Origin of the sequence: Corynebacterium sp. HMSC05D08, assembly GCF_001807215.1 — a bacterium.
GTDB classification, from domain to species: domain Bacteria; phylum Actinomycetota; class Actinomycetes; order Mycobacteriales; family Mycobacteriaceae; genus Corynebacterium; species Corynebacterium striatum.
Genome location: NZ_KV788355.1, coordinates 71,270 through 91,983 on the forward strand (window position 1 = coordinate 71,270; position 20,714 = coordinate 91,983).

General features: G+C 57.2%; 23 protein-coding genes. 15 read left to right on the forward strand and 8 right to left on the reverse strand.

Annotation, left to right across the window (positions count from 1 at the left end):
* The first annotated feature begins 1 nt into the window (after position 1).
* The 7 genes from mtrA (at position 2) to HMPREF3148_RS11230 (ending at position 9,090) form a co-directional block, all read left to right on the forward strand.
* Positions 2 to 697 carry an MtrAB system response regulator MtrA gene (mtrA, locus tag HMPREF3148_RS11200; RefSeq protein WP_005528165.1) on the forward strand — a complete coding sequence of 232 codons (696 nt, stop codon included), beginning with the start codon at positions 2 to 4 and terminating at the stop codon, positions 695 to 697.
* Positions 698 to 789: 92 nt separating this feature from the next.
* Positions 790 to 2,463 (forward strand): MtrAB system histidine kinase MtrB, encoded by a 1,674-nt coding sequence (mtrB, locus tag HMPREF3148_RS11205; protein WP_046645112.1) that lies wholly within the window; start codon positions 790 to 792, stop codon positions 2,461 to 2,463.
* Positions 2,460 to 4,205, forward strand: coding sequence for an MtrAB system accessory lipoprotein LpqB (lpqB, locus tag HMPREF3148_RS11210; protein WP_049151890.1), 1,746 nt, complete (start codon positions 2,460 to 2,462; stop codon positions 4,203 to 4,205). The genes mtrB and lpqB overlap by 4 nt, the downstream gene beginning before the upstream one ends.
* A 493-nt stretch (positions 4,206 to 4,698) precedes the next feature.
* Positions 4,699 to 4,947: a ComF family protein gene (locus HMPREF3148_RS14095; RefSeq protein WP_223197292.1), complete on the forward strand. Its 249-nt coding sequence runs from the start codon at positions 4,699 to 4,701 to the stop codon at positions 4,945 to 4,947.
* A gap of 202 nt (positions 4,948 to 5,149) precedes the next feature.
* The gene (gene hpf, locus HMPREF3148_RS11220; RefSeq protein ID WP_005528170.1) at positions 5,150 to 5,797 is read left to right on the forward strand and encodes a ribosome hibernation-promoting factor, HPF/YfiA family; all 648 of its coding nucleotides are present in this window, start codon (positions 5,150 to 5,152) and stop codon (positions 5,795 to 5,797) included.
* Positions 5,798 to 6,021: 224 nt separating this feature from the next.
* Complete coding sequence (gene secA, locus HMPREF3148_RS11225; RefSeq protein ID WP_049062990.1) at positions 6,022 to 8,586, forward strand: preprotein translocase subunit SecA; 2,565 nt, start codon at positions 6,022 to 6,024, stop codon at positions 8,584 to 8,586.
* A gap of 153 nt (positions 8,587 to 8,739) precedes the next feature.
* Positions 8,740 to 9,090 (forward strand): hypothetical protein, encoded by a 351-nt coding sequence (locus tag HMPREF3148_RS11230; RefSeq protein WP_100619417.1) that lies wholly within the window; start codon positions 8,740 to 8,742, stop codon positions 9,088 to 9,090.
* On the opposite strand, the gene HMPREF3148_RS11235 is transcribed toward HMPREF3148_RS11230, so the two are convergent.
* Complete coding sequence (locus HMPREF3148_RS11235; protein ID WP_005528173.1) at positions 9,091 to 9,498, reverse strand: hypothetical protein; 408 nt, start codon at positions 9,496 to 9,498, stop codon at positions 9,091 to 9,093.
* 178 nt (positions 9,499 to 9,676) lie between these two features.
* Here HMPREF3148_RS11235 and HMPREF3148_RS11240 point away from each other — a divergent pair, with 178 nt between their 5' ends.
* On the forward strand, positions 9,677 to 10,087 hold the full coding sequence (locus HMPREF3148_RS11240; protein ID WP_005528174.1) for an HAD-IA family hydrolase: 411 nt from the start codon (positions 9,677 to 9,679) through the stop codon (positions 10,085 to 10,087).
* Complete coding sequence (locus tag HMPREF3148_RS11245) at positions 10,088 to 10,603, forward strand: DUF6912 family protein (protein ID WP_034656578.1); 516 nt, start codon at positions 10,088 to 10,090, stop codon at positions 10,601 to 10,603.
* A 92-nt stretch (positions 10,604 to 10,695) separates the two neighbouring features.
* Here the strand turns inward: HMPREF3148_RS11245 and rsgA are convergent, their stop codons facing one another.
* Both rsgA and aroA read right to left on the reverse strand, forming a co-directional pair.
* On the reverse strand, positions 10,696 to 11,715 hold the full coding sequence (rsgA, locus tag HMPREF3148_RS11250) for a ribosome small subunit-dependent GTPase A (RefSeq protein ID WP_049151889.1): 1,020 nt from the start codon (positions 11,713 to 11,715) through the stop codon (positions 10,696 to 10,698).
* Positions 11,708 to 12,997: a 3-phosphoshikimate 1-carboxyvinyltransferase gene (aroA, locus tag HMPREF3148_RS11255; protein WP_049151888.1), complete on the reverse strand. Its 1,290-nt coding sequence runs from the start codon at positions 12,995 to 12,997 to the stop codon at positions 11,708 to 11,710. The genes rsgA and aroA overlap by 8 nt, the downstream gene beginning before the upstream one ends.
* Between aroA and HMPREF3148_RS11260 the strand changes: the two genes are divergently transcribed.
* Positions 12,996 to 13,679 carry an SOS response-associated peptidase gene (locus tag HMPREF3148_RS11260; protein WP_005528178.1) on the forward strand — a complete coding sequence of 228 codons (684 nt, stop codon included), beginning with the start codon at positions 12,996 to 12,998 and terminating at the stop codon, positions 13,677 to 13,679. The two genes, aroA and HMPREF3148_RS11260, sit on opposite strands and share 2 nt — an antisense overlap.
* Here the strand turns inward: HMPREF3148_RS11260 and ybaK are convergent.
* Complete coding sequence (gene ybaK, locus HMPREF3148_RS11265) at positions 13,676 to 14,197, reverse strand: Cys-tRNA(Pro) deacylase (protein ID WP_005528179.1); 522 nt, start codon at positions 14,195 to 14,197, stop codon at positions 13,676 to 13,678. The two genes, HMPREF3148_RS11260 and ybaK, sit on opposite strands and share 4 nt — an antisense overlap.
* A gap of 31 nt (positions 14,198 to 14,228) precedes the next feature.
* On the opposite strand from ybaK, the gene HMPREF3148_RS11270 reads away from it, so the two are divergent.
* The gene (locus HMPREF3148_RS11270) at positions 14,229 to 14,840 is read left to right on the forward strand and encodes a sigma-70 family RNA polymerase sigma factor (protein WP_005528180.1); all 612 of its coding nucleotides are present in this window, start codon (positions 14,229 to 14,231) and stop codon (positions 14,838 to 14,840) included.
* Complete coding sequence (gene rsrA / locus HMPREF3148_RS11275) at positions 14,840 to 15,112, forward strand: mycothiol system anti-sigma-R factor (RefSeq protein ID WP_005528181.1); 273 nt, start codon at positions 14,840 to 14,842, stop codon at positions 15,110 to 15,112. Before HMPREF3148_RS11270 ends, rsrA begins: the two co-directional genes overlap by 1 nt.
* A 98-nt stretch (positions 15,113 to 15,210) precedes the next feature.
* Here rsrA and HMPREF3148_RS14275 read toward each other — a convergent pair whose 3' ends face one another.
* On the reverse strand, positions 15,211 to 15,285 hold the full coding sequence (locus HMPREF3148_RS14275) for a 50S ribosomal protein bL37 (protein ID WP_096030696.1): 75 nt from the start codon (positions 15,283 to 15,285) through the stop codon (positions 15,211 to 15,213).
* A 110-nt stretch (positions 15,286 to 15,395) separates the two neighbouring features.
* Positions 15,396 to 15,656 carry a WhiB family transcriptional regulator gene (locus HMPREF3148_RS11280; RefSeq protein WP_005528182.1) on the reverse strand — a complete coding sequence of 87 codons (261 nt, stop codon included), beginning with the start codon at positions 15,654 to 15,656 and terminating at the stop codon, positions 15,396 to 15,398.
* Between the two features lie 572 nt (positions 15,657 to 16,228).
* Between HMPREF3148_RS11280 and HMPREF3148_RS11285 the strand changes: the two genes are divergently transcribed.
* Positions 16,229 to 16,705 carry a hypothetical protein gene (locus HMPREF3148_RS11285; RefSeq protein WP_005528183.1) on the forward strand — a complete coding sequence of 159 codons (477 nt, stop codon included), beginning with the start codon at positions 16,229 to 16,231 and terminating at the stop codon, positions 16,703 to 16,705.
* A 14-nt stretch (positions 16,706 to 16,719) separates the two neighbouring features.
* Here HMPREF3148_RS11285 and HMPREF3148_RS11290 read toward each other — a convergent pair whose 3' ends face one another.
* Both HMPREF3148_RS11290 and HMPREF3148_RS11295 read right to left on the reverse strand, forming a co-directional pair.
* Positions 16,720 to 17,958, reverse strand: coding sequence for an Rv3212 family protein (locus tag HMPREF3148_RS11290; protein WP_049151886.1), 1,239 nt, complete (start codon positions 17,956 to 17,958; stop codon positions 16,720 to 16,722).
* Positions 17,955 to 19,283, reverse strand: a complete 1,329-nt coding sequence (locus HMPREF3148_RS11295; protein WP_049151885.1) for a DEAD/DEAH box helicase — start codon at positions 19,281 to 19,283, stop codon at positions 17,955 to 17,957. Before HMPREF3148_RS11295 ends, HMPREF3148_RS11290 begins: the two co-directional genes overlap by 4 nt.
* Positions 19,284 to 19,369: 86 nt before the next feature.
* On the opposite strand from HMPREF3148_RS11295, the gene HMPREF3148_RS11300 reads away from it, so the two are divergent.
* Positions 19,370 to 19,594 carry a DUF3107 domain-containing protein gene (locus HMPREF3148_RS11300; RefSeq protein ID WP_046645102.1) on the forward strand — a complete coding sequence of 75 codons (225 nt, stop codon included), beginning with the start codon at positions 19,370 to 19,372 and terminating at the stop codon, positions 19,592 to 19,594.
* Positions 19,595 to 19,753: 159 nt separating this feature from the next.
* Positions 19,754 to 20,707: a DUF3152 domain-containing protein gene (locus HMPREF3148_RS11305; RefSeq protein ID WP_049063010.1), complete on the forward strand. Its 954-nt coding sequence runs from the start codon at positions 19,754 to 19,756 to the stop codon at positions 20,705 to 20,707.
* The last annotated feature ends 7 nt before the right edge of the window (positions 20,708 to 20,714 follow it).

Here is a 20,714-nt window from a genome sequence, read left to right on the forward strand (position 1 = left end):
TATGGCGCCGAAGATTCTGGTGGTTGACGATGATCCTGCGATCTCGGAGATGTTGACCATCGTTCTTGAGGCAGAAGGCTTTGAGCCTATTGCGGTAACCGATGGAAACGAAGCGGTTCCGGCTTTTCAAGAAAACGACCCAGACCTCATCCTGCTCGATCTCATGCTTCCTGGCATGAACGGCGTTGACATCTGCCGTGCTATTCGCACCGAGTCCTCGGTCCCGATTGTCATGCTGACGGCTAAGACCGACACTGTGGACGTGGTCCTCGGCCTCGAATCGGGAGCCGATGACTACATCACCAAGCCTTTCAAACCAAAGGAACTCATTGCGCGCATCCGTGCCCGCCTACGCCGCACCGATTCCGCGTCCTCCGGTGAGCTCATCGAGGTCGGTGACCTCGTGATCGACGTTCCCGAGCACACAGTAACCCGTGCAGGCGGCGAAGAGATCTCGCTGACTCCTTTGGAGTTTGACCTTCTTCTCGAGATGGCGCGCAAGCCGGGCCAGGTTCACACCCGCGAAGCCCTCCTCGAATCCGTGTGGGGCTACCGTCACGCCTCCGATACCCGTTTGGTCAACGTGCACGTCCAGCGCCTGCGTGCCAAGATCGAGCACGACCCCGAAGACCCACAAATTGTCCTCACCGTTCGCGGTGTGGGATATAAGACCGGCAAGACCGGCTCCGGGGAATAAAGAGGGCTTTCGCTATTTTTGAATGGTTTAGACGTTTTCGGGATCGTCTTGTAGACAAGTGGCGCACGTCGCTGCAGACTCGAGTCATCGGCATGATTCTCGTAGCCTCTACGGTGGTCATGCTTTTGCTCGGCTACGCGCTGGTATCAGTGCTTACTCAGCGTTTGGTGAGCCAGAAGGAAGACGCAGCCTTTCAAGAACTTGATCGCGCACGCGCAACGGTGGAGCAGCAAATCGACGCCACCGGAACAGCGAACTCGGTCCAGGTGCGCATCAACTCCGCACGGGCGTCATTGGGGCAGTTGTCCTCGGAGCTAAACGATCATCAGGAAACCTATGAAGCTGTTGTCGTCGTAGATAATGACGACGGAACCTTCACCACCTCTCCCGAAGGTTTCCGTATTCCGGAAGAGATGCGGACACTGGTTTCCAATGGGAATATTGCGCAGCAATATACAAGCATCGACCGCATCGAAGGGGAGACATATAACGCCCTGTTGGTTGGCACCCCCATCGATTCTGACATCCCTGATACCCAGGTTTATCTGGTGCTTTCCATGGAATCCGAGGAAGCCACCATGGCGTTGATGCGCGGTCTGCTCTCCGCTGCTGGTGTGGTGGTCGTGGTCCTCCTGGTAGGCATCGCATGGCTGGCAACGCAGCAAGTTATCGTCCCAATTCGTTCCGCTTCACGCATTGCGCAGCGTTTGGCTGCAGGCCATCTGCGCGAGCGCATGGTGGTTAATTCCGATGATGAGATGGGCCGCCTAGCAGCGTCCTTCAACGACATGGCTGACAAGCTATCGAAGCAGATTACCCAGTTGGAGGAGTACGGCGACCTGCAACGGCAGTTCACTTCCGATGTTTCGCACGAGCTGCGAACACCGTTGACGACAGTGCGCATGGCCGCAGATCTGATCGCCGCCGACTCGGATTCCATGGAACTGCATACCCGACGCGCCTCGGAGCTGATGATTCGCGAGCTCGACAGGTTCGAGGAATTGCTCGCCGACCTGCTGGAAATCTCGCGGCACGACGCCGGCGTGGCGGACCTGTCTGCCGCATCCCTCGATGTACGTTCGTGCGTCGATTCTGCGATGGCGCAGGTTGTGCATTTGGCTGAAGAACTTGACGTTGACGTGCAGATTAATATGCCTGCTGAGCCGGTGACCATCGAAGCCGACTCCCGCCGCATCGAGCGCATTCTGCGCAATCTCTTGGCCAACGCCATCGACCACTCCGAGGGAAAGCCAGTTGTGGTGGACATGGTTGCCAACGAAGAAGCGGTGGGTATTGCGGTCACCGACTCCGGCGTGGGGCTCAAGGAGGGGCAAGAGGAGTTGGTGTTCAACCGCTTCTGGCGCGCCGATGCCTCGCGTAAGCGCCATTCCGGCGGCACGGGCTTGGGCTTGGCGATTGCCCGCGAGGACGCCGTGCTGCATGGCGGTACACTCGACGCCATCGGTTATCTTGGCGTGGGCTCGCGTTTCAGGCTTATTGTCCCGCGCGTTCCGAACACTCCAATCGAATCCGAGCCAATCGTTTTGGAAGTTCCGCATGCCCCGTGCCCTGAACCTGACAACACAGAAGTCTTGGAACAGCAGGACGTTGGCATCATTTGGCCGTCGGAGCGCATGTCCCGGGATTTCGTAGAGGTTGAATCCGCAGTGCTTGACGACGCCCCCGAATCTGAAACCCATGCGGGGAAGACGCCGAACGCGGCGTCGTCAAGCAGCGCTAGTGAAGCAGAAAAGGAGCAGCGATGAGTAGCAGCCGTACCTCCCAGAAGCTGCGCTTTGTGCGTTCCTCGCGCAGCGTGCTGGCAGTAACTAGCGCCGCCTGTGTTTTTGCCGTGGCAGGTTGTTCGACACTGCCGCATAATACTTCACCGCAGGTTATTGGAACCTTTCAGAAGCGTATCGATCCACAAGTAGAAATCATGGGGCCGAAGGCAGGCGCAGACGCCGATCTGGTCCTGCGTGAGTTCTATACAGCCTCTGGTAAACCCGCCAGCAACTACGAGTCTTCCCGCAACTTCTTGGCGGACTCCATTGCTGAAACTTGGGACCCAACCGGCTCCATGCTCGTCGTGGATTCGATTGACATTTTGACCGTGGACAATGGCGCTGATCGCAGGACCTTTGACGTGCGCGGAAATGTGATTGGCTCCCTCGTCGATGGCGGCGCATATGTTCCGCGCAGCATTAAGTACGAGGCCACCATCAAGATGGAAAAGATTAACGATCAATGGCGCATCGTCGATCTGCCCGCTGGCCTGGTTATTGAGCGCAATGACCTGCGCAATAACTATCGTCCTTTGTCGCTGTATTTCTTTGGGCAGTCGGAACAGTCTTTGGTTTCTGACCGTCGGTGGCTCTACACCGGCCAGCAGTCGGTGGACACTGAGCTGGTCACGTTATTGTTGGAAGGGCCCAACAATGACTTGCGTCCTGCAATCTCCGATTTGGTCCCCGTCTCTGCAACCTTCCTCGGTAAAGAAGACGGAACTTATCGATTTAGCGGAATGAATTCGATGAGCCAAGAACAACGGTTGCGCTTTGCCGCCTCTTTGGTGTGGACGTTGAACAACGCTAACGTCGGCGGCAAGATCAAGGCCACCGCTGATGGCAGCCCGCTTATCGACGGCTTGGATGAGATGACGATCGATGACTTTGCGGAGTACAACCCGGGCAACCTCGCCAGCTCTGATGCTAAGCTTTATGCCATCAATAACGGTGCTTTGCTCGAGGTAAGCGGCGGCACGGCAGCGCCTTCTAGCACATCTTTGGGCCGTGCGAATAACCTCCAATCGGCAGATATTTCCGCAGAATCAATCGTTGCGGCGGTGCAGAAGAATTCCCAGACTGAGTATCAGCTCAAGTTGGGCAAGATGGGTGAGAATCTAAGCGACCATTTGAAGGCAAAGACGATTGCTCGCCCCACCTTTGAACCTAGTGGCCAAGCCATCTGGACCGTCGTCAACGGTGAGAAGGTAGTGCGGGTCGCGCGTTCCGCCGCGTCCGGTGAGATTTCCCAGTCTGAGGTTGATACCTCTGGTATGGATAATATCAATGGCGAGATCTCCGTCATTCGCTTGTCTGCCACCGGTGCTCGCGTTGCGATGCTCATCGGCGGCAACGTTTACATCGGTATCGTCGCTCGTGGTAAGAATAGCGACTACCATATCGTCAACGCCCACCAGGTGGGCTTGGAAATGCAGAATACGGCTCTGTCGCTCGACTGGATGAGTGATGGATCTCTGCTTGTGGGTACGAACAATACGAATTCCCCAGTGTGGCGAATTGAGCAAGATGGCTCTTCTGCCACCACGTTGGCTTCGGGAAACATCACAGCTCCGGTAGTTGCCGTGGCAGCTTCACCGACGACGCTCTACATCACCGATTCGCACGCGTTGTTGCAGTTGCCTGCGGAGAGCACTGACAATTCCTTCTGGCGTGAAGTCTCTGGTCTGCAAGGGCTTCGTTCTTCGCCTATCGTGGCCAAATAGTAAGCGCAAGAAAAGCCGGGGCGGGGGAGGACAGGCCACGGTGCGATAAGGGGAGGGCGTAGGTATGCGCAAGCGAAGGCTAGCAGCGCGGGCTTTGGAATTACTTGACGTGGTTGTCCCGCGTGAGTGCGCGGGGTGTGGCGGTGTGATTGTTGCGCCTGCGCTCATTTGTGAGCGGTGTCAGAAGCATTTGCGACTGCCACCGCGCCAGATCTCTCGTCCGGTTCCCTTGGGCTTGCCTGTCTGGGCAATGGGGCCGTATTCAGATGTGCGCCGCCATCTCATTGTCTCGATGAAGGAGCGGGGAAATCGTGCGGTGCGTTCCCATGTGGCGGCTGTGTACACAGCTGGTATTGAGTATTTGCGGGCGCGAGGGGAGATACCAGAAGAAATTGTCTTGGTGCCGGCCCCGACGAGGCTGAACTCCGCCCGCGCGCGTGGTGGGGATCCCGTGGAGCAAATCTGTGAAAAAGTAGCGGCGAGCTTGCCTCACATGCGCACGTGTACTGCTTTAAAGGTGAGGGAGCTGGCAGCGGACCAGTCTGATCTTAACGCAGGTCAGCGGTGGGAGAACATGCGTACTGCGGTGCATCTGACGCGGGCAGCGAGCCAGGTGGCGGGGACGCGCATAGTGCTTGTCGATGATGTGGTGACCACCGGTGCGACGCTTAGCGCTAGCGCCGCGCGGCTACGCGGTGCAGGGGGAGTAGTAGACGGTGCAATCGTACTGGCAGAGGCGTAGTTATGTGAGGTTCAGGGGTAAATTTGCGACCTAAAGGATCCCTTGGTTATGACCACTGGTAGCATGAAGGGTGTCACAGGGAAGCAGTGAAGTGGCTCAGGCAATTGCTGGAGATTCAAGTCCAAGCGAGAAAATGTCTAGAGTCCTTCAAACTGCGGAATGTGCAGTCATTCAGTCCCCACGAGATAAGGGAGGCAACTCAATGTCCCAGCCCACCAACGCTCAGGTTACAATCACCGGCCGTAACGTCGAGGTCCCAGATCACTTCCAGGAGCGCGTAACTGAAAAGCTGGCCAAGATTGAACGCCTTGACCCGACTCTGACCTTCTTCCACGTGGAGCTCCAGCACGAGCCTAACCCACGTCGTGAGGCAGAGTCCGACCGCATCCAGATCACCGCTACCGGTAAGGGCCACATCGCTCGTGCCGAGGCTAAGGAAGATTCCTTCTATGCTGCTCTGGAGACCGCTCTGGCAAAGATGGAGCGTTCTTTGCGTAAGGTCAAGGTTCGCCGCGAGAACGTCAAGTCCGGACACCGTGCACAGAAGGGCACCGGTGAACTTGCTGCTGAGATGGTTGCTGCAGCTGAGAACGAGCGCGCCAAGGAAGAGCGCTACATCGATCCTTATGCAGAGACCGTCGAGGACGTACGCCCAGGCCAGATTGTTCGTTCCAAGGAGCACCCAGCTACTCCGATGAGCGTCGATGAGGCCCTCAGTGAAATGGAGCTGGTCGGCCACGACTTCTACCTCTTCATCAACGAAGAGAACAACAAGCCGTCTGTGGTTTATCGCCGTCATGCATTCGACTACGGCATCATCTCCCTTTCTGAGGATGCTGGCGAAGCTTAAACGGCACGCCCCAACGCGGGTTTAAGCTCCTAGAGCTTCCCTCGCCCCCTGCCGCTCATTGCACAAGCGATGAAGTGGCAGGGGGTGAATTCGTTTTTGCGCAACGGTCTCGCCAGTTTTAGCTGTGCCGCCCAGAATTAGGGTCAGAATAAGGCTTTGTGGAGCGAGTGGGTACAATGACCTGAAGTTAACTATTTTGTCGCGACAAGAAGGACTATCTAGAAGTGTTTGGACTTTCCAAGCTGCTCCGTGCAGGCGAAGGACGTACCGTCAAGCGCCTTGCAAAGATGGCTGATGATGTTATTGCTCTCGAATCCGAGTACGCCGCGCTGACTGATGCAGAATTAAAGGCAAAGACCCAGGAATTTAAAGACCGTCTGGGCAACGGTGAAGAGATGAATGACATCCTTCTCGAAGCTTTCGCCACTGTGCGTGAAGCGGCTTGGCGCGTTCTGGACCAGAAGCACTACAAGGTTCAGATCATGGGTGGTGCTGCCCTCCACTTCGGCAACGTTGCCGAGATGCGTACCGGTGAGGGCAAGACGCTGACCTCGCTGCTGCCCGCTTACCTCAACGCACTCGAAGGTAAGGGCGTTCACATCGTTACGGTCAACGATTACCTGGCTAAGCGTGACGCCGAGATGATGGGCCGTGTGCACCGTTGGTTGGGTCTTAGCGTTGGTGTTATCCTCTCCGAGATGCGCCCTGCAGAGCGTAAGGAAGCTTATGCCTGCGACATCACTTACGGCACCAATAACGAGCTGGGCTTCGACTACCTGCGTGACAACATGGTGCGCTCGCTTGACGACGTCGTCCAGCGCGGCCACAACTACTGCATCGTCGACGAGGTGGACTCCATCCTTATCGACGAGGCACGTACCCCGCTCATCATTTCCGGTCCGGTCGACGGCTCTTCCCAGTTCTACAGCGTCTTCGCGCAGCTGGCGCCCAAGATGCGTGAGGGGATCCACTACGAGGTTGACCACAAGAAGCGGACCATCGGCGTGCTCGAGGAGGGCGTTGAGTATGTCGAGGATCAGCTCGGCATCGATAACCTGTACGCACCAGAGCATTCCCAGCTGGTGTCCTACCTGAACAACGCTCTGAAGGCGGAAGAGCTCTTCACCCGCGACAAGGACTACATCGTGCGTAACGGCGAGGTCATGATCGTTGACTCTTTCACCGGCCGCGTGCTGGCAGGCCGTCGCTACAACGAGGGCATGCACCAGGCCATTGAGGCCAAGGAAAATGTGGAGATCAAGAACGAGAACCAGACTCTGGCTACCGTTACTCTGCAGAACTACTTCCGTTTGTATGAAAAGATTTCCGGCATGACCGGTACCGCAGAGACCGAGGCAGCCGAGCTGCACTCCATCTACGGCCTCGACGTGGTGCCGATTCCGACCAACAAGCCGAACCAGCGTGCGGATCACTCCGACCGCATCTACAAGACTCAGGAAGCTAAGTTCGCTGCGGTTGTCGATGACATCGCTGAGCACGTTGCGGCGGGCCAGCCAGTTCTGGTTGGTACCACCTCCGTTGAGCGTTCCGAGTACCTCTCCCAGCTGCTGACCAAGCGCGGTGTGAAGCACTCCGTGCTGAACGCTAAGCACCACGAGGAAGAGGGCCAAATTGTTGCTCGTGCCGGCCGTCCAGGAACGGTAACGGTTGCGACCAACATGGCAGGCCGTGGTACCGATATCGTGCTGGGTGGTAACCCAGAGGTCATCCTCGATGAGAAGCTGCGTGAGCGCGGCCTCGACCCATTCGAGGATGAAGAGCGTTACCAGGAGGCATGGGATGCAGAGATTGAAGAGGAGAAGGAGCGTTCCAAGCGCCTCGGTGACGAAGTCCGCGAGGCTGGCGGCCTCTACGTCCTGGGTACCGAGCGTCACGAGTCCCGCCGTATCGATAACCAGCTGCGTGGCCGTACCGGCCGCCAGGGTGACCCAGGTGAGACCCGCTTCTACCTGTCCATGCGTGATGAGTTGATGGTTCGCTTCGTGGGTCAGTCCATGGAGAACATGATGAATCGCCTGAACGTGCCTGACGACGTCCCAATCGAGGCCAAGATGGTCTCTAACTCCATTAAGGGCGCGCAGGCACAGGTGGAGAACCAGAACTTCGAAATGCGTAAGAACGTCCTGAAGTACGACGAAGTCCTCAATGAGCAGCGCAAGGTTGTTTACGCTACCCGCCACGACATCCTCGATGCGGGTGACATCAAGGACAATATCCGCGACATGATCGATGACACCGTCTCGGCATACGTCGCGGGCGCTACGGCCACCGGCTACGTCGAGGACTGGAACCTGGACGAGCTGTGGAACGCGCTCGAGTCTCTGTACGGCCCGACCATGAGCCACGAGTCCCTCGTTGAGGGAACCGAGTACGGTTCCGCCGGCGAGCTCACCGCTGAGCAGCTGCGCGAGGCCCTGGTTGCTGACGCTAACTCTGAGTACGACAAGCTTGAGGAAGCTGTCACCGCGATTGGCGGCGAGTCCCAGATGCGCAGCACTGAGCGCATGGTCATCCTTCCGATCATCGATCAGAAGTGGCGCGAGCACCTTTACGAGATGGACTACCTCAAGGAGGGCATCGGCCTGCGCGCGATGGCGCAGCGTGACCCCCTGGTGGAGTACCAGAAGGAGGGCGGCGATATGTTTAACGCCATGAACGAAGGCGTCAAGGAAGAGACTGTGCGCCAGCTGTTCATGCTCCGCAAGCAGTTTAAGGCGCAGGAGGAAGCACAGGCAGCTGCTCCGACCTCGGACACTGCTGAGGCATAGTGCGAAGATAAGACGCACGTGCGACTTATTTAACTGAGTGCCTGGCCACATTTGTGGTCAGGCACTTTTAAGTTTTAGACAGATTCCTATAATCTGGGACAAAGATATTTAGAAATTCATTTTCGATCGCCTTTTACCCCTGAGGAGACTGTCGTGCGACGTCGTTCATTGCGCCTAGGTTTGTCGGCATTTTTGTCGGCTACTTTGTTAGGCGGTACGGCGCATGCCTACGCGGTTGTGGATCAAGAGCCACGCACGTGCCACCAGTACCTAGCGGCGGCTGGAAGCGATGAGCTCTTCCCCTCTGAGGAGCAAGAAAAGCTCACTGTTGAAGATTGCCTGAAACGCATCGAAGAGGGACAGTCAGAAGAAGGGTCAAAAATTCCTCCGGCTGGTCGAATTGGCGTGCTTTTTAGTGGTATCGCTTCGATACTGACGGCGGGCATCGGCGTTTGGACCTCATTGGATTGGACCGACATCCTAATTCGGCTGGGTTCCTTGTAACTACCCTCGGAAATTGTGTCCGAGAGTAAGCATTCTGAAAGCCGTTAGCCGGTTGTGCTGGTATGAGCCAGTGAAACCATGGCGGTTTTCTCCAAAGTCGACGGACCCAAAGAATTCACCATTGGCTCGTGCATGCAGGCTGCGCATACGCACGGGTACAACTTGATCCTGTGGGCGATGGTTGAGCGCCCAAGCACGTAGGTGAACTTTGATGTCACGGTTGTACTTCGTACCCTCGAGCTGGTGCAAAGGGCGAAGGCCGCCTGTGGCTTCCAGAGCGATGGCTACAAGTTCCAGAATCTCTTCACGCTTGGAGAGAGCCTCCGCGCTTGGCTGATGTGCGTAGCGTATCCGGTCAGGCGCAGTGTAGAGCTTCAGGTAGCTGAAGCCGGGAATTGGGGCGTACATTCAAAAAGCCTTCCTGCAAGGGGGACAGGAGGCGAACGCACCATCATTGTGCCATGAGAAGCGGCCGAGCGCCTAGCTGTGAGTTTTCTGTGAGGGGTGGGCGCGATATTTTTGTGTTTTAGATATACTTTTGGGCGTTAAAAACTAACTCCTACTCAACAGCAAAAGGACTTTCTAGATGCGCGGTCTAATCGTAGATTTCGTTGGTGTGCTTGATGGCACCGAGGAAGACGTCAAAAGGTGGCGTTCTCTGTTTGCGGCAGCGAAGGCCAACGGCGTAGCAACCGCAATTTTGTCTAATGATCCAGGCGGCCCAGGTGCAGAGCACATCCGCGAGTGGGAGTACCGCGGAATCGTCGATGCCGTGGTTCTTTCTGGTGAGGTCGGCGCTGAAAAGCCGGAGCTCGCAGCCTTCCAAGCGGCGGCGGATGCCATTGAGCTGCCGATCAATGACTGCGTCATGGTGGATGATTCCATTTTGAATGTTCGCGCAGCCGTTGATTTTGGCATGGTGGGCATGCTCTACACCGTTTTTGAGCGCACCAGCGTTGAGGTACAAGCCGTGTTCGATATTGAAGGTGAGTTCTAAGTGTCCAAAGTTCGCGTCTACTTGCCCGCAACTTTTGCGATGCTAAGTGAGCTGAAGGAAACCGGTCAGCTCGCTGCGCGATCTGGTTGGGGATTCACCGTTACTCCGGCTTTGCGTGAGTTCTACACTGAGGGCGACGAAGAAGAGATTGCGTACTCCGCTTTTCTGGAAGCCTCCATGGCCTCGTTGCGTCTATTGGCTATCGGTGATGAGGAAAGCTTCCCGCATCGCCGTGTAGTTATTTCTGTCGATGTTGATGATTCCGTGGTCACCCCGCATCCAGACATGGGAGACCCAGTTGTGAAGCTCGACCCGGCAGTCATTACTGAATCCCATGTACAGGCGATCCATGTGGACGTCGAGGAATCGGAAGAGGCCACCGCAAAGGCGATCGAGGTCATCGACAACGCTGACTTGGGCGACGAAGACGCGGAGCTTGCAGTAGGAGACGCGCTGGACAACTTCATGGCTTTCTATGATCCCTCAGAGCTTCCATTCCTTGTAGAGCTGCTCTAACACAGGACTACATATTTCTTCAGCTCGGTCGAAGGAGCCCAGCGGAAAAGCCGGGCAAAAGGCTCTGGCTTAAAAGTTGGCTTAAAAGTTGGCTAGTTCTCCCACTCCACGTTGGTGCGCAGGGCCGCTAGGAGCTTGCGGACCGCGTCACGACGACGAGCCGACGCTGAATCCTCGTTGATGTTGAGGTCCAAGCCGCACTCGGGGTCGGCTGGTGGGCCAACGTGTGTGCAGCCACGGGGGCAATCTTCAATTGCGGCTGCTAGGTCGTCGAAGACACCGAGGATGGTGTCGGCGTCGACGTGCGCTAAGCCGAAGGAACGAATGCCCGGTGTATCGATGATCCATCCGCCGTGCGGACACGTCTCCTTGGGTAACGGCAGGGCAACAGACTGCGTTGAGGTGTGACGGCCCTTGCCCACAGCTGAGACCTCACCGGTCTCGCGCTGGGCGTCTGGCACAAGACGGTTAACAAGGGTTGACTTGCCCACGCCCGAATGGCCGATCAGCGCGGTGACGTGTCCATCGATGACGTTGTGGACGGCATCCAGGCAATCATCGACGCCGGCTTCCACCACCGTGACGTCTAGGTCCGCGAATTCAGCCGCAAACGGGGAAGGATCGGTGAGATCCGTTTTGGTCAGGCACAGGACCGGGTGCACGTTGCCGACGAAGGCGGCGATGAGTGCTCGTTCGACAAAGCCCGACCGCGGTGGGGGATCAGCGACTGCGGTAACGATGAGCATGCGGTCCGCATTGGCTACGACGATGCGCTCATAAGGGTCGGTGTCATCCGCGGTGCGGCGCAGCACCGACGTGCGATCTTCTAGCTTTACGATGCGGGCCAGCGTGTCCTTGCGGCCGGTGGTATCGCCGACGACGCCTACACGGTCACCCACCTCGACAGCGGTGCGGCCTAGCTCGCGGGCGCGCATAGCGGTGACTAGCGGGCCGTCGTCAAGCGCTACGCCCCACCGTCCGCGATCCTTGGTCACCACCATGCCGAACCTGGCGTCCTTGTGCTTGGGGCGGTCCTTCGTACGCGGGCGGGAGCCTTTGCCAGGACGGATTCGGACATCGGACTCGTCATAGGAGCGAGCGTTCCTAGCCACGGTTTCCCTCCAGCATCTGCTCCCACATGCCGCTAAAGCCTGGCAAGGTCTTGGACGTGGTCTCGATGTCCTCGACCTCCACGTCTGGCACGCGCAGACCGATGATGGCGCCAGCGGTAGCCATGCGGTGGTCGGCGTAGGAATGCCACTTTCCGCCGTGGAGGGGTGCGGGTTCGATAAGCAGGCCGTCGTTAAGCTCAGTGACGTTGCCGCCTAAGCCGTTGATTTCCGCAGCGAGTGCAGCAAGCCTATCGGTCTCATGCCCGCGCAGGTGTGCAATACCAGTAAGCCGGGAAGGAGTGTCCGCCAGAGCGCATAGGGCGGCGACAGTAGGCGTGAGTTCGCCGATGTGGCCCATGTTGAGCTCAACGCCGTGGATCTGGCCATCAGATGCGCCAATCACCGTCACGGCGTCCGCGGTTTGCTCGATGTGCGCGCCCATGGTGGTGAGGATGTCGCGGATGGCATCGCCCGGCTGCGTGGTTTCCTCTGGCCATTGGGGGATGGTGATGCGGCCACCAGCGACTGCTGCCGCGGCCATAAATGGGGTGGCGTTAGATAGGTCAGGCTCGATGCGCCAGTCTCGCCCCGCGATTGGCCCTGGGTGAACCGTCCATTTGTTCTGGCCTTCTTCGACCTCGATGCCGGCCTCGCGCAGCATCGCGCACGTCATCTCGATGTGCGGCAGGGACGGAAGGGGACCGCCCTCGTGCTTTACGGTGATGCCCTTTTCAAAGCGCGCACCGGAAAGTAGGAGTCCGGAGACGAACTGGGAGGAGCCGGAGGCGTCGACAGTAACTGCGCCGCCTTCAGGGACGGCCAAGGACGTGATGGTAAATGGCAAGCTATCGCCTTCTACCTCGACGCCGAGATCGCGCAGCGCATTCAAAATGGTGGACATGGGGCGCTGGCGGGCCTGTGGGTCACCGTCGACATGAACGGGTCCGTTCGCAAGTGCTGCTACAGGTGGCAGGAAACGCATGACTGTGCCGGCTAGGCCGCAATCGATGTTTGCACCATGCAGTGGCCCAGGGGTGACGTGCACATCGTTGCCTACGTGTTCAAAGGCGACGCCCATGTTGGTCAATGCCGCCTCCATGAGGCGGGTATCGCGTGATTGCAGAGGATAGCGCAGGATGGACGGCCCGTCTGCCAACGCCGCCAGAATGTAGGCGCGGTTGGTAATTGACTTAGAACCCGGCACGGGCTGTTCCCAGTCCAGGGGAGCGGATGCGAGCGGGGCGGACCAATACAAAGACATGTAGTCCATAATAAAGGGCATGTGCGGAAGATTTGTTTTGTTTACCGAGTCTCTGCTCGATGAAGTAGGCAAGTGGGAGGGAATCGAGGAAGTTCACGCTCCCGAAGGGCTGCCCCCTGCGCGCTATAACATTGCGCCTACCCAGCCGGTAGCCATCGTGCGCGTCCAAGAGCGCGCTGCGCGTGTGGAGCCTGCACGCTGGGGCCTGCTTCCGCATTGGAAGAAGGACTTGGATGGCTCACCCCTGTTTAACGCGCGCGCTGAGACCGTGGCTACCAAGCCTTCCTTCCGTGAGGCCTTCAAGCACAATCGCTGCATCATTCCGCTCGATGGTTATTACGAGTGGAAGGCTGAGAAGCCAAGCCCCGGCGGAGGGGTAAAGGTGAAGGGGAAGAAGACTCCGTACTACGTGACCGGGCCGGAAGGCATGTTGTTTGCCGCTGGGCTGTGGGCGACTGGCATGGAGCGGCTTTCGGCCACAATGATCACCACGGAAGCCACCGAAGAGATGGCGTGGCTGCATGGGCGCCTGCCTAAGTTTCTGACTGCGGAGGAGATCGGCGCGTGGCTGGCAGGTGAGCCGCTGCTAGAGCCATCCAACGTGACTGGGTTTGAGGCGCGTCCCGCAGACCCTGCGGTGGGTAACGTGCGCAACGATTACGCGGAACTCATCGCTGAGCAGCCGCCGACGTCGTTGTTCTAGGAGTCGGCCACGAGGTCGGCAAAGGTGACGTCGAGGACTTGAGGGAGAGCCTCGGCGTTCATTTCAATATCGAGGCCACGGCGCCCGCCGGAGAAGAAGATGGTGTCGAAGAGGATGGCCGTCTCATCCATTGCGGTGGGGAGCACGTTCTTTTGGCCCAACGGGGAGATGCCGCCGGGGATGTAGCCGGAAGACTTGGAAGCGTCCTTGGGATCGGCCATGGTGGCCTTTGAAGCCCCAAACACCGCTGCGGCCTTCTTGAGACTCAACTGATGGGAGACGGGCAGGACACAGACTGCGAGTTCCCGCTTTGGTCCCTTGCCTGCGGTGAGATCGATGACCAAGGTCTTGAAGATACGTTCGGGATCAATTCCTAGTGCTTCTGCCGCGTGATCACCGAAGTGATCGGAGCCACCTTCAAAAGTAGACACCTCGTGCGGGATACCTGCTTCTTCCAGAAGCTTGAGAGCCGGGGTAGCAGAGTGCGGTGTTTTCTTCGACTTGGACATAAACGGCATATTAGTAGGCGGCTTAAACCAAGCAGTTAGGATGGTAGGCGTGGCTACAGAAACGATAAGTGCCAAGGAGCGCCAGCGCCTCTTTGAGGAGCAGGCGCTACCTTTGCTCGACCAGCTCTACGGTGGCGCCATGCGGCTGACCCGTAATCCGCAGGATGCCGAGGATCTCATCCAAGAGACCTACCTTAAGGCCTATAACAATTTTGGTTCCTTTAAACAGGGCACCAATTTGAAGGCATGGCTTTACCGCATCATGACCAATACCTACATCAACTCCTATCGCAAGGCTAAGCGCCGTCCGGCGGAGTCTTCTGCAGATGAGCTCAGCGATTTTCAGCTTTACACGACCTCAGGACATGATTCAACGGGCCTTGAGTCAGCAGAAGTTGAGGCGCTCAAACTCATGCCGGACTCGACGATTTCTGAGGCAATGAATGACTTGCCTGAGGACTATCGCATGGTGGTTTACTACGCCGATGTTGTGGGATTGGCGTACAAAGAGATCGCCGAAATCATGGATACGCCCCTCGGAACGGTGATGAGTCGACTCCACCGTGGAAGAAAATTGCTACGCGTTGCGTTGAAGGACGTAGCAAGAGAAGTAGGCATCGGTCTCAATCACCCAGACATGGAGGAGAAGTAATGAGCAACGCGACAGGAAACAACTGCGGTGCGTGTAATTCTCCCGAGGTCCAGGCACTATTCTGCGAGCTCTTGGATGAGCGCACGAGTTATGCGCGAGCCCTTGAGATTCGCGAGCACATTGCTAGGTGCGACGAGTGCCAGTCCCGTCTAGAAAGCGAAGAAGTGGTGCGCGCCCTGGTGCGGAAATGTTGCTCTGGTACTAAAGCGCCGCAATCGCTGCGCCGACGCATCACCGTGGAAATTACTCACACTGAGGTGACCTGGGGCTAGAAGCGTCAACTCCGGGCGCAGCCCAAGCCGCAGAAGACCGGGGCGTAAAGCAAAAGGCTCGCTCCCACGAGGGGAGCGAGCCTTTATGTGCTGCTTATTTATGCGCTAGGACGCTTGCCGTGGTTTGCACTCTTCTTACGGCGATCCTTGCGCTTACGACCACGCTTAGACATGGGCGGCCTCCTTGCTAATAGGTGAGCGGATAATTTACTTACCCACTGACTTTAGTGTTTGGATACACCGGTGGGGAAATCGGGCTAGGTTTATTGAATTTTCTTGAGTCTTAGACGGTGACTCGTGCGCGGCCGCGACCGCGGTTGCGACGACGCTTGAGAGCGCGGCGCTCCTCTTCGGACATACCGCCCCAGACACCAGCGTCCTGGCCGGACTCAAGTGCCCACTTCAGGCAGGAAGTGGCAACTGGGCAGCGATTGCAGACCAGCTTGGCCTTTGCGATTTGGGTAAGTGCAGGGCCGGAGTTGCCGACTGGGAAGAACAGCTCTGGGTCTTCGTCGCGGCAAACGGCTTCGTGGCGCCAATCCATGATTGAAATCTCCTAACAAAATTTAGACAGCATGACATATCCTTGCAGCCCATGGGAATGGGGCACAGCAAATGTCGGGGAAGAAAGTAAATCGGTCTGCGTTCAGTGGGGCTCTGTCTCGAGGTAGAGCCAGCGTCGACGCCGCCATGATTTACTTGGTGTTTACTCGAAGTTTTCTCCAAGTTACGGACCGCTTAAACGGCTCGTTGTTTTGCTACTTGAAAATCATGACATGTTTACCTCGATCCCGCTAGGGTTCGGGGGTAAATTGTGGCAAAGCTCACTATGCTTAGGGCGAGTGAGACGCAAAAAGGGGCGATAGTTTTCCTGTAAGAAATCTGTCAGAACTTCGATAAGCAGGATCTTTAGCATGTTTTTGGTGAGTGTGGTGACTTGGATCGCGTCAAATCCGGGTAGGTGGGTTTGCCCCCGAAGCGAAGCGGGGATGAGTTTTAGCCTTAATTAAGTGTTTCCTGAGCGTCGGTGGGCGAAGGTCTGGTGTTGGGTTTCGGTATTCAAATTAGAACGAGCCAAAGCCTTAGGAATCGTTCGGCTTAGGTAAACTGTGGCCCGTGAGTGAAGAGAATAAGAAGAAGTCATCTGCACGCGCGCAAGCCCAAACGGCAGCAAAGAACAATCCGGTAGGCGCTCCGCTTTCCGTCCTTGTGGCCGCCGGAATCGCAATTGTGCAGTCTGTAGCTGTAATGGCTTTTGGCATTTTTCTTATCGTGCGCGAACTCAGCGGCGCCGAGAATGCTTCGATGGTTTCTGAGGCGGGCGCGCTGAAGTTCGTTGGACTCGGAACAGCCATCTTTATCTTCATCGTTTTCGGCTTCGTTATCATCGGTTCTCTCGCCTTTGTCAAGGGAAAGCGATGGGGAAGGGGAGCCGTAGTCCTCGTTGAATTTATCCTGGCGGCCAGCGCATTTCAGATGTTTAGTGGCGGCTCGTCAGTACTTGGCACAATAACGCTGTTGAGCGCTATTGCTGCCTTGTACTTCCTGATGTTCGTCCCGGCTTCGTCCCAGTGGGCAGAAGCCAACTTCTGATTTAGCAGACGCTACTAGAGTGCGGTGAGCCCAACAGCGGTTTCGCCCCGTTGTTCAACGATGGTGGTTCCTGCGATCGTCAAAAAGACAGGGCCGGTGTAGCCGCCACGATCAATCTTGATGGTCCGCTCGGTCTTACCTGTGGACCAATCAACTACAGCGATGCCCTTTTCAGTAGGCATGAGCAAGCGCTCGCCGAGAGCAACACCGGTGCCGATGGCATCCTCTAGAACATGGTCAACCTTCAATTCCGAAGGAGTAAACAGGTACAAACGCTCTCCATCGAACCAAGACATGTGGTGTGGCAGGTCAGCTGTCGCTGGAGCATAAGGCGTGGAAGCGTTAGTCACATCTGGTGATGCGGCGACTTCAGTAGAGGCGATTGTATTGCCGGACTTGTCATAAGACTCAATACGCGGCTTTTCGCCTGGCTGATAAACCGCGGCGGACTCCTGGCCTACTGCGACCAATCGGGATCCCTCGTTGGCCATTCCAATGTTGGCGGTGACCTCAGGTTTGCGCGAATCCTCTGGGGTGGCGCCTACCAGGCGCAGCCACGTAACTGAGGCGTCATCGGGGCAGGTTTCAGTTAAGGCGAGGTTTTCGGTTCGAGTGAGGGCCGAATTGATGCTGCAGTCCTCATGCTCCTGCATGTCGGGCTCCTGCTTTGCCTGCACGTCACCGTATTCGATGGTGCGCACCATGTCTGAGCGCCACAGATCAATGCGATCTGTAGACACCGTGCCCACACGGTCGTTGGAGGAGATCGGAATGACCTCTTCAGAGTTAATCGCGCTGCGGGTATCGGAGTATTGGCCCGTTGCGGCATTGATAGCTACGGTGTCACCGCATCCAGCATTGTTACGGTACGTTGCTACAACCTTGTCCCACGCGCTACCCAATGAACACAGCTCTGTGTTTTTGCGGGTGTAGTGCCATTTCTCCTTGCCGTTTACATCAGAAGCAATGATCGTATCGCCTTCGTGGGTGATCAGAAGCCCCTGGGAGGCGAGTGCACGATGCTGTCCGGGAACCGTCTGGTTGGGTAGCTCGAAGGCAATTTTGAAATTTTTAGGAGCTTGCGCAAGGACTTCTACCTGGTCAGGCGCAGCGGTAGCCACGGGAGCGAGTTCGGAGTCGCGAATATCGGCGGTGAAATATGCACCTCCCACAGCGATAGCGCAAACGGCGGCGATAGCGCCGGTTATCTTCCAGTCAGTCGCGGTGGCGCGAAGGATGGGGGTCTTGCTCATCGGCGGTGGCTCCTTGAACGGCGAGTTCGGGTTGTTGTGGCGTGGGTCTTTGGGGTATCCCGCAACTTAGCTGTCCCGATAACCTTTGTCGCAGGGCCAACTGATTCTTTAACTCCCTCCGGGAAGCCTAAAGCTGCGGAGAGTTCCGGGGAGGTGCTAAACCACTGAGGTGGCTCAGGTTCGCCGAGGCCAAGCTCGTCATTGATTACTTGCCACTTGCCGAGCTCGTCATAGCCTACGAGCGTAACAGCGGTGCCGGTGTGCCCTGCGCGGCCAGTGCGTCCGATTCGGTGCACGAAGGTCATAGGATCATCTGGAACCTGGTAGTTGATGACGTGAGTGACGTCGTCGACGTCGATACCGCGCGCTGCCACGTCGGTCGCGACTAGGATTTCCACCTTGCCCTCGCGGAAAGCATTGAGGGACTTTTCGCGGGCGGCCTGACCCAGGTCACCGTGCACTGCGCCGACCCGGAAACCACGGCGTGCGAGCTCATCCGCTACCTCGGCAGCGGAGCGCTTGGTGCGGGCGAAGATGATGGTCTTGCCGCGGCCTTTAGCTTGTAGCGCGCGGGAGATGATGGCGAGCTTGTCCATGCGGTGTGCCTGGAACGTGACTTTGCGGGTGGACTCGTGCGTTTGGTTCTCGTCACCAGATTCCGCCCGGATGTGAATAGGCCGGTTCATGAAAGTGCGTGCGAGCGTCAGGATAGGGCCGGGCATCGTGGCGGAGAAGAGCATGGTTTGGTGTTTGTTGCCATGCAGCAGTTCGAGGATTTTCTCGATGTCCGGCAAGAAGCCTAGATCGAGCATCTCGTCGGCTTCATCCAAAACCAAGATGGCCACGTGGTCGAGCTGGAGATGGCCCTGCTGTGCCAAGTCCAAAAGACGGCCGGGAGTGCCGACGATGACGTCGACGCCCTTTTCCAAGAGCTTGATTTGCTCCTCATACGGCCGGCCGCCATAAATGGTAGCCAGGCGCAGCGGGAGGTTCTGAGAGGCCAGGGTGAGGTCTTCGCCGACCTGGACGGCTAGCTCACGAGTAGGGACCACAATGAGGGCGCGCGGGGTGCCGTCGAGTTCTTCAATATCAGCGTCATCAAAAACGCGATCGAGCACAGGGACGCCGAATCCCAGCGTCTTACCCATGCCGGTGCGTGCTTGGCCAATGAGGTCTTGTCCGCCCAGCGCGATCGGAAGAGTGAGCTCTTGAATCGCAAACGTGCGCACAATACCGCGGCTGGCCAGGGCATCTACGATCTCTGCTGCCACTCCAAGGGCGGCGAAAGTAGGTGGTTGCGTGGTCTCAGACTGTTGAAATGACACACCTCGATAGTAGCGGGTGGGGCTATAGTGGGGCCATTAGAACCAATTCGAGCACAACTACCTCTCGCAAGGAGAATACAAGAAACATGGATATTAAGATCGGATTCGCAGACACCGCTCGTGAGCTCGTCATCCGCGCGGATGGTACTCAGGAAGAACTGGCCGCAAAGATTAATGGTGCACTTGCTGACAACTCCACCCTGGAGCTGGAAGATTCCAAGGGACGCAAGTTCATCGTCCGCACTGACCGTGTGGTTTACGCAGAGATCGGCGTCGCCAAGGCACACACCGTCGGTTTTGCAGGTGCCTAAACCTCGATACTCATGATGCGTCCGCATTCATAGTGCCGCATCGACTTCACTAAGGCTTCTGGCTTCTAGCCGCGTGAGTTAGAGCACGAATTAGAGAAGGCGCATCCCACAGCAGAGTAATTCCGCTCGAGTGGGGTGCAGAAGGTAATCTATTTCCTTATGGAATTACCTGTGGATAACTCGCAACGCGCCCCACGTCATCCGCATCGCAAACCCGAACAAAGCAATTGGTTAGTAAGGTTTGCTCACGAATACGGCTGGTGGCGCGTTGTTGCGATTCCCGTGATGATAGTGCTGACTATCTGGGTTATCGCAGACGTGATTGACGCGACCACAGGCACGGACGGCACTCAGGTCGCGCAGACCAGTCAGTCGCCGCAGCCCGAGCCTTCCGAGAAGCTGGGCCCCGACCCAGCTGATGCCGGTGACATAAAGGCAGCCAAGGACCAACTTCCCGCAGGCGGTGACTTCACCGAAGCTGGCGATGACACCTACCGTGATGCGGGTCCAGCCGGCGCACACGCAGGCAAAGGCGGCAAAACCGTAGTTCGCTACTCCGTGGAGATCGAAAACGGCGTTAACACTATTGCCTATGGCGGCGACTCCGCCTTTGCGGCTATGGTCGATGCCACCCTCGGTGATCCACGCGGTTGGACCTCAACCGGGGATTTCGAATTCATTCACGTTGCGGCCGACGATAAGCCTGACACGCGGATTCGGCTGACTTCTTTGGCCACGACTGCGAAGCTGTGTGGCGCGCAGCTCAACACCGAAACGTCGTGTCATACCGGCATCACTGGAGAGTCCACGGTGAACCTCAACGAGTCCCGCTGGGTACGCGGCGCCGTTCCTTTTGAAGGCGACCTTGGCAATTACCGCCAGTACCTCATTAACCACGAATTTGGCCATGCAATCGGTTACGCTTCCCACCAGGCCTGCGGCGGCGAAGGCAAGCTCGCTCCCGTCATGATGCAGCAGACGCTGAGCTTAAATAACGCCGAGTTGCACGAAAAGGACTCCAAAGAGATCTACCCTGATGAGGATGTGACCTGCGAGCCCAACCCGTGGCCTTATCCGAATCCACGCATCAAGGATCCGCACAATCCGGAATAGGAGAACC